Below are 12523 nucleotides of genomic sequence, written 5' to 3'. Positions count from 1 at the left end.
CTGAAGGCGACGTTCCGTTGCCGACAATGTGCTTGTTGCCACCGTTTTTCGTTTCAACCAGGCAAGCCTGCAGTGGTGTGTTAAACCACGATAATGGCGTCTACCTCAAACTGCGCCCCTTTGGGCAAACTGGCAACACCAATTGTGCTGCGGGCAGGGAAAGGCTCGGGAATGATGTCGGCCATGATCGCGTTGGCGCCGGCAAACTTGGAAAGATCGGTTAAATACAGATTCAATCGAACAATACTGTCGAGCGTGCCACCAGCCGCTTCGATCACCGCTTTTAGGTTGGCAAATGACTGGCGAACCTGCCCTTCAAAATTTTCGGACACCAATTCGCCCGTACCAGGTTCAAGCCCAATTTGACCCGATAAATAGACCGTTTTCCCTGAGCCGGCCGCAATGGCTTGAGAGTATGGGCCTACTGCTGCGGGGGCGTCGTTCGAGTGAATAACCTGTTTTGTCATGATAAGTCTCTACATAAGTATTGGAGTTGAAAATACTATTAGAGTTTATCTTTCTATAGACAAAATTAACAGCCCACCGCAGCAATGAAAACCCTTATTTTTCCACGAAAGCGCGCTCAATAACGTAGTCGCCAGGATCGCCGACCCCCGGAGAAATGGTAAAGCCGCGGGTATCAAGCATATTGCTGATATCTTCCAGCATCGCAGGGCTACCGCAGATCATTGCGCGATCGGTTTCGGGGTTCAGATCGGGCAAGCCGGTTTTGCGGGCAAAATCACCACTTTCAATCGCATGGGTAATACGCCCTTTGTTCTGGAACTCTTCGCGTGTAACCGTCGGATAATAAATAAGCTTCTCGCGCACCATGTCACCGAAGAATTCGTTGTTGGGTAACTCATTTTCGATGAAATCGGCATAGGCCAGCTCACTAACGAAGCGCACGCCATGCATGAGAACGATTTTGTCGAAGCGCTCGTAGACTTCGGGATCTTTGATAATGCTCATGAAAGGAGCAAGGCCCGTGCCTGTACCGAACAGGTAAAGATGTTTGCCCGGATTCAGGTCGTCCACAACCAGCGTGCCAACCGGCTTTTTGCTAACCAGTACTTCATCGCCCACCTTCAAATGCTGCAAGCGCGACGTTAATGGACCGTCGGGCACCTTAATGCTAAGAAACTCGAGGTTTTCTTCGTAGTTGGCGCTAGCGATGCTATAAGCACGCAGCAGCGGTTTGCCTTCCACTTCCAGACCCAGCATAACGAAGTGTCCATTGTGGAAACGCAAGCCGGGGTCGCGCGTGGTGGTAAAGGAAAAAAGCGTTTCGTTCCAGTGATGAACACTGAGAACTTTTTCTGAATTGAAAGCTGCCATAATAAGTGTCTTCTTCGGTGGTTAGAGCATAATATATGCCGTTTTATTAGCAAGCCTTCAGCATAATTGCATTAATACACTGCATTTAGGTTTGCCATACCTGCCCATATCTGATTTTCAGGCTTACTATAATTTTACCAATTTATCCTGTAATTTCAATAGATAAGTTGTTAGACCACAACTTTTCAAGTTGTTTGACGGTTTATTTCCCATTTGCCTGACCCGGCAATAATAGAGTGTTTACGCTTTATTACGACAAGACCATACCCCTTTATTCCTGATTTATGCTATTCTATTTGAGAATCATTGTTATTTACAAACTCAACAGTGTTTTCATCCAGCCGTGCAAGCAGTGCACTGCGTGCGGCTTTATCATTAATTCGTAACAACGCCTATTTCCGCTTCGGAGTCTCTTCATGAAGTTATTTTCCCGTGCTCTGCTATCTGCAATCGCACTTTCCGGACTATTCACCGCTGCGTCTGCGCAGGCCAACGAAGTAAATCTGTACACCACGCGCGAACCAGGCTTGATACAGCCGATTATTGAACAATTCAAAACCGATACCGGTATCAACGTAAACACCGTATTTGTTAAAGACGGCCTACTTGAACGTGTTAAGGCTGAAGGCGATAAATCACCCGCCGATGTGCTGATGACGGTTGACATTGGCAACTTGATCGACCTGGTACAGGGCGGCATCACCCAGCCCGTTGAGTCCAAGACACTTACCGAAGTTATTCCCGCCAATTTGCGCGGCGCCGACAACCATTGGTACGCCCTTTCCTTACGCGACCGTGTTGCCTACGTAGCAAAAGAACTCAACATCGACAGCCTCACGTATGAAGACTTTGCCGACCCCAAATGGAAAGGCAAGGTGTGCATCCGTTCAGGTCAGCACCCATACAATACAGCGCTCATCGCAGCCATGATCGCGCACAACGGTGTTGAGGCCACAGAGACGTGGCTGGAAGGCGTTAAAGCAAACCTGGGGCGCAAAGCTGCAGGGGGTGATCGCGATGTTGCCCGCGATATTCTGGGTGGGATTTGCGACATTGGCATCGCAAACGCTTATTATGTAGGCCGCATGAAAAATGCCGAACCCGGCAGCGACAACCACAAATGGGGCCAGGCCATTAAAGTCATTCGCCCTACTTTTGCCTCCACAAAAAGCCAGGGTACCCATGTAAACATCTCCGGCGCAGCTGTGGCAAAATATGCCCCTAACAAAGACAACGCGCTGGCATTGCTGGAGTATCTGGTGTCAGATAAAGCCCAGCAAATGTATGCACAAGCCAATTATGAGTATCCGGTTCGCGCCGGTGTTAAGCTTGATCCTGTTGTCGCGAGTTTCGGGCCACTTAAAGTCGATCCGCTGCCGCTGGTTGAAATCGCCAAGCATCGTAAAGAAGCCAGTAAGCTGGTAGACAAAGTTGGGTTCGATCAATAACAACTCGTTCAACCCTTCTGTGAAGGCTGCACAGCCGCAGGGTGTGCAGCCTGCTTCATTTCAGGAACCGACTCGTTTGCCGCTACCCCGCCCTCTCCAATTTGGATCCGATGCCGGCTGGCGGCTGGGCGCATTATTCATTGCAATATGCGTTATCACGCCGGTTTTAACGTTAGGCGGGTTAGCCGCCAGCGGCTCGCTTGAGCACTGGGTGCACCTGCTTAATTACGTTATCCCCACCGCGTTTCAAAATACCGTTTTATTGTTGCTGGGCGTGGGTGTGCTTGTAACCTGTTTAGGCACTGGTGCAGCCTGGTTGGTTACGGCTTTTAGCTTTCCTTCGCAGCGCATCTTATCGTGGGCCCTTTTATTACCGCTGGCGGTCCCCACTTATATTGTTGCGTTTGCCTATCTCGATCTCCTTCACCCCATTGGCCCAGTTCAGGAGCTCATCCGCAGCATTCTGGGCTATTCCAGTGCACGTGAATTTCATCTGCCCGATATCCGTGGACTCCCCGGCGCCATTTTCTTATTGGGCTTTGTTCTTTACCCTTATGTTTATTTAAGCACGCGTGTGATGTTTTCAACACAAGCGGCCAGTTTGCTGGAAGCCGGGCGTATTCTGGGCTTATCCGGTAGGGGTGTATTCCTTCGCGTTGCCCTGCCCCTGGCGCGTCCAGCTATTGCCGTGGGGGTAAGTCTTGCCCTATTGGAAACACTGAATGATATCGGGGCGTCTGAGTTTTTGGGTGTACATACACTAACCGTTTCGGTTTATACCACCTGGGTTACGCGAACCGATTTGGCCGGTGCAGCACAAATCGCACTGGCCATGTTGGCGATTGTAGTGGGGTTGATTTTGCTTGAACGTCAGGGGCGCAAAAGGCAGCGTTATGCCAACACCCAACGCATGCGTCCCGTCCAACCCAAGCAGCTTAAAGGCATGGCCGCACTTGTGGCAGTCATATTAGGCTGGATTCCCATCGTAGTGGGCTTTATTGCGCCGGCGCTTTACTTGCTTAACGAAACCATCAAGCATTTGCAAATCAAGGGCGGGGTCTCGGAGCAGCTTTTATTGAGTGGCTTTAACACACTGCGAATCGCACTCATCGCCACCTTGGTGGTGGTTTTTTGCGGCTTGGTGGTGACCTGGGCCGCGCGAGGCGCGCGCGCCTCGTCATGGTCCGGTACCTATCATGCGCTGGCCCGTATTTCCACAATCGGCTATGCCCTGCCCGGCACGGTGTTGGCCATTGGCCTGCTCACCCCGCTCATTTATTTCGACAATGCCATCGGCTGGCTCGTGGAAGTGTTTTCCGACCACAGCCCCGGGCTCATCCTTATGGGATCGACCACCGCATTGGTCTGTGCTTATGTCATCCGATTTCTCGCCATTTCCGTGGGAGGAATCGAATCGGGGTTGGCACGCATTCCGCCTTCACTAGAGCAGGCCTCGCGTTTGCTGGGTGAGTCGGCAACGGGAACATTGAAAAGAGTTCATTTACCTTTATTGCGCCCCGCCCTGGGCGCGGCTGCCTTATTGGTTTTCGTCGACACCATGAAAGAATTGCCGGCCACGTTATTATTACGGCCTGTCAATTTCGAAACGCTGGCCACCTGGCTTTACGCCGAGGCCGCACGCGGGACATACGAAGAAGGCGCCGTCGCTGCACTGGCCATCGTACTGGCAGGGTTGCTGCCGGTTATTGTATTGGCCCGAAAGCAATTGCAATCCGGACACTAAACCACGCTATGCCTGAAGATCATTTAAAGCTGGATCACATTTCACTGGCCTACGACACACCCGAAGGGTTACTGCCGGTTGTCAACGACCTATCACTCACGCTTCAAAAAGGTTATATCGGGTGCCTGTTGGGTGCATCGGGCTGTGGGAAAACGACGGTTTTGCGCTCGATAGCCGGGTTTGAGCCCTTACGTGCGGGAAAAATCTTCCTGAGTGAGACACTATTATCGGAACCCGGCTATCAAGTTGAACCGCAGCATCGCAATGTCGGCATGATGTTTCAAGACTACGCCTTGTTCCCGCATTTGAATATTGAAAAAAACGTTGGCTTCGGCCTGCAACACAAAAATCGTCACGAGCGTCGTGATCGCGTAATGGACATGCTCGAGCTGGTTGGACTCACCGACATAGCAAGCCGTTTTCCACATGAGTTGTCAGGTGGGCAGCAACAGCGTGTTGCATTGGCCCGTGCGTTGGCCCCCGAACCCGAACTCCTTTTGCTAGACGAACCCTTCTCGAATCTGGATGTCGACACTCGGGAGCGGCTGGCTTTCGAGGTGCGTGACATTCTTCAGGCAACCGGCCATACTGCCCTACTGGTAACGCATAATCAGGCGGAAGCGTTTGCCATTGCCGATCGTATCGGTGTGATGGAAAAAGGAAATATCGTGCAATGGGACTCACCCTACGGCTTGCACCATAACCCGGTTAGCACTTTCGTTGCCGACTTCATTCGTCGCGAAGCGCTCATGGCGCAGCGGGCACAAGCCTATTTGCGTGGCGAAGGCAGTTAAACTTAGCTGCTTCCGGCTTTATCAACAACTTTCATTGCGGAAGCGATTAAACCTCCGATGTCAGATAGGTTGGATGGCAATATCAAAGTGTTGCTTTCTTTGGCCAAATTCGCAAATGCATCAACGTAGCGCTCCGCCACGCTCAAATTCACTGCTTCGATACCCCCAGGCTGGTTGATGGATTGTGCAACATGTGAAATGGCCTTTGCCGTGGCTTCGGCAACGAGCAGTACCGCCTGTGCCTCACCTTGCGCCTTGTTGATCTGTGCCTGTTTTTCGCCCTCCGAACGGGCGATGAAAGCCTCGCGCTCTCCCGTTGCAATATTAATCTGTTCTTGCCGGCGCCCCTCAGAGGCCGCAATCAACGCCCTTTTTTCACGCTCTGCGGTAATTTGTGCCTGCATGGCACGCAAAATTTCATTTGGCGGCGTGAGGTCTTTGATTTCATACCGAAGCACCTTAACGCCCCAATTCAAAGCGGCGTCATCCAGCGCGGCTACCACGGTACTGTTAATTAACTCCCGCTCTTCGAAGGTGCGATCGAGCTCCATTTTGCCAATGACTGAGCGCAAGGTGGTTTGTGCAAGCTGGGTAATGGCAAAAATATAATTTGATGAACCATAAGAGGCCCGCATCGGATCAGTGACCTGAAAGTAAATCACCCCGTCGACCTGCAATTGGGTATTGTCTTTGGTAATACAAACCTGGCTGGGCACATCAAGCGGGACCTCTTTCAGCAAGTGCTTGTAGGCAATGCGTTCAATAAAGGGAATAAGAAAGCCCGCGCCCGGCGATAATGTACGATCGTATTTACCCAAACGCTCGATCACCCAAGCATTTTGCTGCGGCACAATCGCGATTGATTTCACGACAATAACAAAAGCCAATGCGGCACCGATAATCGATACGAACAGCGAAAAATCAGAATCTAGGAATGTCATGACAGTTACTCTTCAGGTTCCAGGATCAGCACCGTGCCATCCATTTCTACAATTTTGTGCGGGCCCGGCTTAGGCGTTGCCCCTTTGGCCAAACGCGCATCCCAGGTCGCACCCCGGTAGCGAATCTTGGCGCGATTGCCTTCCGACCACGTCGTAACCATAATGGTTTGGCCAATATCTAAAACAACATCGCGATTACGGGCGGCATTTATTTCACGTTTCTTTAAAAAACGGGTTTTACGCAACACGATTAAGCCCAAACCGGTAATGACGGCAACAACCGCAATTTGCACTGCAAGCCCTGTGCCCATCGCGGCGGCGATACCGGCAGCGGCAAACCCAACGGCAATCAACAATAGATAAAAAGTGCCGCTTAGAACCTCGCCAATTAGGGCCAAAGCCGCTATACCAAACCAGAACCACATAAGAATGCCTTAATCATAAACACCCGAACGCCGGGCTGACGTTGCTAGCGTAACTGAAAACCTTCGTGTTCAAGCAGCGCCACTTTACGTTCCAGGCCACCACCATAACCAGTAAGCCGTGCGTCTGCGGCCACAACTCGATGACACGGCACAATAATAGAGACGGGATTACGACCCACAGCCACACCAACCGCCCGATACGCCCCAGGCGACACCCCGGCGGTACGCCCCAGCTCACTATACGAAATAAGCTGATCTTCGGGCAACTTTGCCAAGGCTTTCCAGACTTTCACCTGAAAAGGCGTACCCTTAAGGGAAAGCGGCACGGAAAAACGCGTTAATCGGCCACGAAAATAAGCGTCAAGTTCTTCCATTGTTTGTTCGAAGTACGATAAGACCGAATCGGGTAAGGATCCGTTTGCGCGCTGCGCCCTGCTCGCGTCTTCGGCAGCCACTCCGCGTTGCCAATTCACCTTGGTATACAGAGGATGACGAAGTGCCTTGTCGGTGTTACCGGAACGTGTCAAAACCCTATAGCGCCGCAACATTGTGCCTTCATGCTCTCCGGCCTGCGGGTTGCTGATTCTTTGCGTGCGACGCTGATCCAGCGCGATGGGGCAATCACGTTGGTCGGAAAAATAGAAGCCGGCCAAACCGGTTGTGTCGGCTGCTAAAACAGCCAACCCTAATGGCGTTTCAATTTCTCGATGAAATAAGGTTTCTGCTTGCATAACGGAAAATTACCGTACAGTATGGTTAAAATCGCATTTATCGGCCATTTTCATGCGGGGTGAATAATGAGAAGAAAAAGTGAAGCCAAACGCAACGCCATACTTCAAACTGCGCTTGCCGTGTTTCGCGAGGTTGGGTTTGAGGCGGCGTCCATGTCGCAGATTGCTGCTCGCGTAGGTGGCTCAAAAGCAACGCTATATAACTATTTTTCCTCGAAAGAGGAACTATTGCTTGAAGCCATGCATGCGTCTGCCCGCGAACACGGTGAGAATATTATTGCACTTATCGGATCGAATGGCGACGTACGTGCGCAACTGACGCGCTTCGCTCATTCGCTCATGCAGGTATTGGCAACCGAGGAAACCCAGCAAGTTTTACGGGTTGCGATTTCCGTAAGCGGAAAATCGACCATAGGGCGCCGTTTTTTTGATTTGGGAACCGAGGTCGTATGGCAGCGGGTAGCTCAGTTCATGGGGCAACAGGCACAAGCCGGATACTTGCGAAAAGACGACCCCAATGTGATGGCCATGCATTTTCGCACCTTGTGCGAATGCGACTTAATGGCCCACCTGTTAGGGGCCGGACCAACTTTGAATCGTGAACAAATGAATGCCAAAGCCACCCTTTTGGTTGATTTGTTCCTACGGGCACATGGCAACAATTCAGAAAAATGCCCGGAACCCGCTCACCTGGTTTAAAACACGTGCGCGGGCCGGGCATCAGGCACTAACTGCAACGACTTATTTTGCCGCCAGACGCTGCCAAGTATCAACCACCGTATCAGGATTCAACGACATCGACAAAATGCCTTGATCTCGCAACCATTCAGCCAGATCCGGATGATCGCTGGGCCCTTGGCCACAGATCCCGACATACTTGTTCGCTTTCAAACACGCTTGAATTGCACGTGCCAGCATGAACTTAACGGCATCGTCTCTCTCGTCGAAGTCGGCTGCCAATAACTCCATGCCCGAGTCACGATCAAGGCCCAAAGTAAGCTGTGTCATGTCATTCGAACCAATGGAGAATCCATCAAAGTGCTCAAGGAACTGATCCGCCAAAATAGCGTTGGAAGGCACCTCGCACATCATGACGACACGTAAGTCATTCTTGCCGCGCTCCAAGCCGTGGCTGGCCAGCAAGGCAATAACTTTTTCAGCCTGCTTCACCGTCCGCACGAACGGCACCATAATTTCAACGTTGGTCAGGCCCATTTCGTCACGAACCTTACGCAGCGCCTCACACTCCATACGGAAGCATTCTTCGAAATCCTCGGCCAGATACCGGGACGCACCACGGAAACCCAACATGGGGTTTTCTTCTTCAGGTTCGTAACGGGACCCACCCACTAATTTGCGATACTCATTGGACTTAAAGTCGGACAAGCGAACAATAACGGGCTTGGGGTAAAACGCCGCACCGATTGTGGCCACGCCTTCGGCGAGCTTTTCAACAAAGAAGGCACGCGGGCTGGCATAGCCACGCGCCGCCGACTCCACCGCTTTCTTCAAATCGCTGTCGACATTGGGATAATCGAGTACCGCTTTCGGATGAACGTTGATGTTGTTATTGATGATGAACTCAAGACGTGCCAGGCCGACACCCGCATTCGGAATTTGGGAGAAATCGAACGCCAATTGTGGATTACCCACATTCATCATAATCTTCACGCCGATTTCCGGCATTTCACCCCACTGAACCTGCTCGATTTCTGTTTCGATCAGGCCATCATAAATACGACCTTCGTCGCCTTCCGCGCACGACACCGTTACCTCTTTGCCACTGGTGAGAACATCGGTTGCGTTACCGCAACCTACCACTGCAGGGATACCAAGCTCGCGAGCAATAATGGCAGCGTGGCAAGTACGGCCGCCACGGTTGGTTACGATGGCGGAAGCCAGTTTCATTACGGGCTCCCAGTTCGGGTCGGTCATGTCGGTAACCAGAATATCGCCGGCGCGAACTTGATCCATTTCAGAAATATCGCCGACGATACGAACTTTACCGGAACCAATTTTCTGGCCGATTGCACGCCCGGTAATTAGGACGTCACCCGTTGCTTTCAGACGGTAACGCTCTTGAACGTCGTGCCCCGACTGTTGCGACTTAACGGTTTCCGGCCGGGCTTGCAAAATGTAGATTTTTCCATCGACGCCGTCTCGGCCCCATTCGATATCCATGGGCCTCTGATAGTGTCTCTCGATGATAACGGCATAGCGCGCCAGCTCAATAACTTCGTCGTCGGTTAACGAATAACGATTGCGTTCGGACACAGGGACGTCAACTGTGCGTACAGACGAACCCGAGGCACGTTCAGTGTCAAACTCCATTTTCAGAAGCTTGGAGCCGATGCGACGACTGATAATGGGGTAATTTCCAATCGCCAGCGTAGGCTTAAAAACGTAAAACTCGTCGGGATTCACCGCACCCTGGACCACGGTTTCGCCCAAACCGTACGATGAAGTGATGAACACCACGTCATCAAAGCCCGACTCCGTGTCGAGTGTAAACATAACACCTGCGCTGCCGAGGTCGGAACGCACCATGCGCTGAATACCGGCGGACAAGGCCACGTCGGCATGCGCATACCCTTTGTGAACACGATAGGAAATGGCACGATCGTTGTACAACGAAGCAAATACGTGACGGACTTTATCGAGTACGTCGTCGATGCCTACGACGTTCAGAAACGTTTCCTGCTGACCGGCGAATGACGCGTCGGGCAAATCTTCAGCTGTTGCCGATGAGCGTACCGCGAACGAACCCTTACCGTCAGCATCGAGCTTGGCAAATGCCTCGCGAATAGCCTGTTCCAGTTCAGCCGGAAAAGGCGTTTCAACAATCCACTGACGAATTTCCGCCCCGGCCAACGCCAACTCCCGGACATCGTCGGAATCAAGCGTTTCAAGGCGCTGCACAATACGCTGGTCGAGACCGGTTTGTTTCAAAAAGCCACGAAAAGCGTCGGCCGTGGTGGCAAACCCACCCGGAACGCGAACCCCTGCTTCTGATAACTGGCTGATCATCTCGCCCAGTGAGGCGTTTTTTCCTCCTACCGAGTCAACATCCGACATGCGAAGCTGCTCGAAAGATACAACATAAGACATAAAGTCACCTTTAATGCGATAAAAGAAAGCTTGTTTGCTTATTGCGCAGGCAGGCTTGTGCTATAAATCTGTGCACTAAGCAAACGAGCCTCGCCATCTTTCGGTGTAAAGGCAACACGCAATTGTACCCGTTCCACCTTCCATATGGGCTGATTCAATCAATGACTTCCTCTACCCGCGAACGCACCGTTTTTATTGTTTCCGATGGCACCGGCATTACTGCCGAAACATTCAGCCATTCTGTGCTGTCGCAATTTGAACAGGTTTCTTTCCGGACCATTCGCCTGCCCTTTATAGATAGCCGGGAAAAACTAATAGAGTCAGTTGAGCGGATTAACCGCAATGCAGTCGAAACAGGCGATGCCCCTCTGGTTTTCAGCACCTTGGTCGATCCGGAAATGGCTGAAATTTTACGTGGTGCAAATGCAACATTCCTTGATCTTTTCGGGACTTTTGTGAAACCACTGGAAGAAGCCCTGGGGATGAAATCCAGCCATTCGGTGGGGCGTTCTCATGCCGGCGGCAGCACCAAGCAGTATCGTGACCGGATCGAAGCCATTAATTTCAGCCTTTCACATGACGACGGCCAATTCATCCATGACCTGGCAAAAGCCGATGTGATTCTGGTGGGCGTCTCACGCTGCGGCAAAACGCCAACCAGCCTTTATTTGGCCATGCAATATGCCATTAAAGCGGCAAACTTTCCGCTGATTCCCGAAGACTTCGAGCGCGGCAGCCTGCCCTCTACACTGGCGCCGTTTCGTGCAAAGTTGTTCGGTTTGTCGATTCAACCCGAACGCCTCTCGGAGGTGCGCAATGAGCGCCGGCCCGACAGCAAATACGCTTCGTTGGCGCAATGCCGGTACGAAGTTGCCGAAGCAGAGCGGCTCATGCGCATGGAAGGTATCCCGTTTTTATCCACTACCACCCGGTCAATCGAGGAAATTTCAACCAAGGTACTGCAGGAAGTGGGGTTGGACGGGCACAAATATTAAATGAACACCCAACATGGCGGACATTAGCCCGCCATGACACTGTTCAACAACCAAATGTTGTAGGCAATATACGACGCCAGTAATATCACGCCTTCAATTCGATTGAGCCTGCCTTCACCCCGAAAACCATATGCCATAACGAACAGGCCGACCGTCATGGCCATCATCACCGGCCAGTCACGTGTTAACACATCGGGAGACAGTTGCGGCATAGGCGCGATGACACCGGCAATGCCCACTACCGCAAGCAGGTTGAACATATTCGACCCCACCACGTTGCCAATGGCGATGTCGTGCTCTCCTTTACGAGCGGCAATGACTGAGGCGGCCAGCTCGGGCAATGACGTTCCCAAGGCCACAATTGTGAGGCCAATGATGAGATCACTAACGCCCAGTGACTGAGCAATCGTCACCGCGCCCCATACCAGAATGCGCGAACTGACAATCAGCAAAACCAGGCCGATACACAACCACATAATCGCGCGCCCGAGCGGCATGGGGTGTGCCGTTAACTCTTGTTCTGTTTCCACCTCCAGCGCATCACCCCGCCCTTTGATTGCCGCGAAGATAGTCCAGCCGATAAGGCCAAAAAAGCCCGCCAATAAAATAAACGCCTCTAAGCGACTAAGCTCGCCATTCCAGAAAAGCGCACCGGCAAACAAGCCAATCAACAATAGGATCGGCAACTCTTTGCGCACGATTTTCGAATGCACGGCAATCGGTGCAACCAGCGCGGTAATCCCCAGGATAAGGCCGGTATTCACAATATTCGAGCCAAGCGCGTTACCCAGCGCCAGATCGGGGTTCCCGTCGATAGCGGCCATAGCCGACACCACCATTTCCGGAGCCGAGGTGCCGAACCCGACAATGACCATTCCAATCAGCAATGACGGCATACCCGCATGCTTGGCAGTGGCTGCGGCGCCTTCAATAAAACGATCGGCACTCCAGATCATTAACGCGAAACCACCCAGTATCGCGAGCGCAGCCAAAATCATA

At 52.0% G+C, this 12523-nt stretch carries 12 protein-coding genes; 5 read left to right on the top strand and 7 right to left on the bottom strand.

Features of this window, described 5'->3' with window-relative positions; all coding sequences use genetic code 11:
• Positions 1-80: 80 nt before the first annotated feature.
• Entirely contained in the window at positions 81-467 is a 387-nt protein-coding gene (locus CJO09_RS12750) for a Rid family detoxifying hydrolase (protein WP_114421727.1), read from the bottom strand.
• Positions 468-561: 94 nt separating this feature from the next.
• A complete protein-coding gene (locus CJO09_RS12745; protein ID WP_114421725.1) occupies positions 562-1338 on the bottom strand; it encodes a ferredoxin--NADP reductase in 777 nt (258 codons plus the stop codon).
• 416 nt (positions 1339-1754) lie between these two features.
• Between CJO09_RS12745 and CJO09_RS12740 the strand changes: the two genes are divergently transcribed.
• The 3 genes from CJO09_RS12740 (at position 1755) to CJO09_RS12730 (ending at position 5324) form a co-directional block, all read left to right on the top strand.
• Complete coding sequence (locus tag CJO09_RS12740; protein ID WP_119442674.1) at positions 1755-2786, top strand: Fe(3+) ABC transporter substrate-binding protein; 1032 nt, start codon at positions 1755-1757, stop codon at positions 2784-2786.
• A gap of 76 nt (positions 2787-2862) precedes the next feature.
• Complete coding sequence (locus tag CJO09_RS12735) at positions 2863-4530, top strand: ABC transporter permease (protein ID WP_119442748.1); 1668 nt, start codon at positions 2863-2865, stop codon at positions 4528-4530.
• Between the two features lie 8 nt (positions 4531-4538).
• Positions 4539-5324 carry an ABC transporter ATP-binding protein gene (locus CJO09_RS12730; protein ID WP_119442673.1) on the top strand — a complete coding sequence of 262 codons (786 nt, stop codon included), beginning with the start codon at positions 4539-4541 and terminating at the stop codon, positions 5322-5324.
• 2 nt (positions 5325-5326) lie between these two features.
• On the opposite strand, the gene CJO09_RS12725 is transcribed toward CJO09_RS12730, so the two are convergent.
• Genes CJO09_RS12725 through CJO09_RS12715 form a run of 3 tightly spaced genes read right to left on the bottom strand, consistent with a single transcriptional unit; the run spans position 5327 to position 7421 of the window.
• Positions 5327-6265: an SPFH domain-containing protein gene (locus tag CJO09_RS12725; protein WP_119442672.1), complete on the bottom strand. Its 939-nt coding sequence runs from the start codon at positions 6263-6265 to the stop codon at positions 5327-5329.
• Between the two features lie 5 nt (positions 6266-6270).
• Positions 6271-6690: an NfeD family protein gene (locus CJO09_RS12720; protein WP_119442671.1), complete on the bottom strand. Its 420-nt coding sequence runs from the start codon at positions 6688-6690 to the stop codon at positions 6271-6273.
• 44 nt (positions 6691-6734) lie between these two features.
• Complete coding sequence (locus CJO09_RS12715; protein WP_245961327.1) at positions 6735-7421, bottom strand: methylated-DNA--[protein]-cysteine S-methyltransferase; 687 nt, start codon at positions 7419-7421, stop codon at positions 6735-6737.
• A gap of 66 nt (positions 7422-7487) precedes the next feature.
• Here CJO09_RS12715 and CJO09_RS12710 point away from each other — a divergent pair, with 66 nt between their 5' ends.
• Positions 7488-8120 carry a TetR/AcrR family transcriptional regulator gene (locus CJO09_RS12710; RefSeq protein ID WP_119442670.1) on the top strand — a complete coding sequence of 211 codons (633 nt, stop codon included), beginning with the start codon at positions 7488-7490 and terminating at the stop codon, positions 8118-8120.
• 42 nt (positions 8121-8162) lie between these two features.
• Here CJO09_RS12710 and ppsA read toward each other — a convergent pair whose 3' ends face one another.
• On the bottom strand, positions 8163-10529 hold the full coding sequence (gene ppsA, locus CJO09_RS12705; RefSeq protein ID WP_119442669.1) for a phosphoenolpyruvate synthase: 2367 nt from the start codon (positions 10527-10529) through the stop codon (positions 8163-8165).
• 161 nt (positions 10530-10690) lie between these two features.
• Here ppsA and ppsR point away from each other — a divergent pair, with 161 nt between their 5' ends.
• The gene (ppsR, locus tag CJO09_RS12700) at positions 10691-11524 is read left to right on the top strand and encodes a posphoenolpyruvate synthetase regulatory kinase/phosphorylase PpsR (RefSeq protein ID WP_114421718.1); all 834 of its coding nucleotides are present in this window, start codon (positions 10691-10693) and stop codon (positions 11522-11524) included.
• Between the two features lie 23 nt (positions 11525-11547).
• Here the strand turns inward: ppsR and CJO09_RS12695 are convergent, their stop codons facing one another.
• Positions 11548-12522 carry a calcium/sodium antiporter gene (locus CJO09_RS12695; RefSeq protein WP_119442668.1) on the bottom strand — a complete coding sequence of 325 codons (975 nt, stop codon included), beginning with the start codon at positions 12520-12522 and terminating at the stop codon, positions 11548-11550.
• Between the last annotated feature and the right edge of the window lies 1 nt (position 12523).

It is taken from the genome of Neopusillimonas maritima, from assembly GCF_003576595.1.
In the GTDB taxonomy this organism is placed as follows: Bacteria; Pseudomonadota; Gammaproteobacteria; order Burkholderiales; family Burkholderiaceae_B; genus Neopusillimonas; species Neopusillimonas maritima.
This window is presented reverse-complemented; position numbering and strand designations above follow the sequence as displayed.

Coding starts and splice junctions, on each gene's coding strand:
- ppsR (WP_114421718.1), top strand. CDS start 10,691: ATGACTTCCTCTACCCGCGAACGCACCGTTTTTATTGTTTCCGATGGC.
- CJO09_RS12750 (WP_114421727.1), bottom strand. CDS start 467: ATGACAAAACAGGTTATTCACTCGAACGACGCCCCCGCAGCAGTAGGC.
- CJO09_RS12710 (WP_119442670.1), top strand. CDS start 7,488: ATGAGAAGAAAAAGTGAAGCCAAACGCAACGCCATACTTCAAACTGCG.
- CJO09_RS12695 (WP_119442668.1), bottom strand. CDS start 12,522: ATGATTTTGGCTGCGCTCGCGATACTGGGTGGTTTCGCGTTAATGATC.
- CJO09_RS12720 (WP_119442671.1), bottom strand. CDS start 6,690: ATGTGGTTCTGGTTTGGTATAGCGGCTTTGGCCCTAATTGGCGAGGTT.
- CJO09_RS12730 (WP_119442673.1), top strand. CDS start 4,539: ATGCCTGAAGATCATTTAAAGCTGGATCACATTTCACTGGCCTACGAC.
- CJO09_RS12715 (WP_245961327.1), bottom strand. CDS start 7,421: ATGCAAGCAGAAACCTTATTTCATCGAGAAATTGAAACGCCATTAGGG.
- CJO09_RS12725 (WP_119442672.1), bottom strand. CDS start 6,265: ATGACATTCCTAGATTCTGATTTTTCGCTGTTCGTATCGATTATCGGT.
- ppsA (WP_119442669.1), bottom strand. CDS start 10,529: ATGTCTTATGTTGTATCTTTCGAGCAGCTTCGCATGTCGGATGTTGAC.
- CJO09_RS12745 (WP_114421725.1), bottom strand. CDS start 1,338: ATGGCAGCTTTCAATTCAGAAAAAGTTCTCAGTGTTCATCACTGGAAC.
- CJO09_RS12740 (WP_119442674.1), top strand. CDS start 1,755: ATGAAGTTATTTTCCCGTGCTCTGCTATCTGCAATCGCACTTTCCGGA.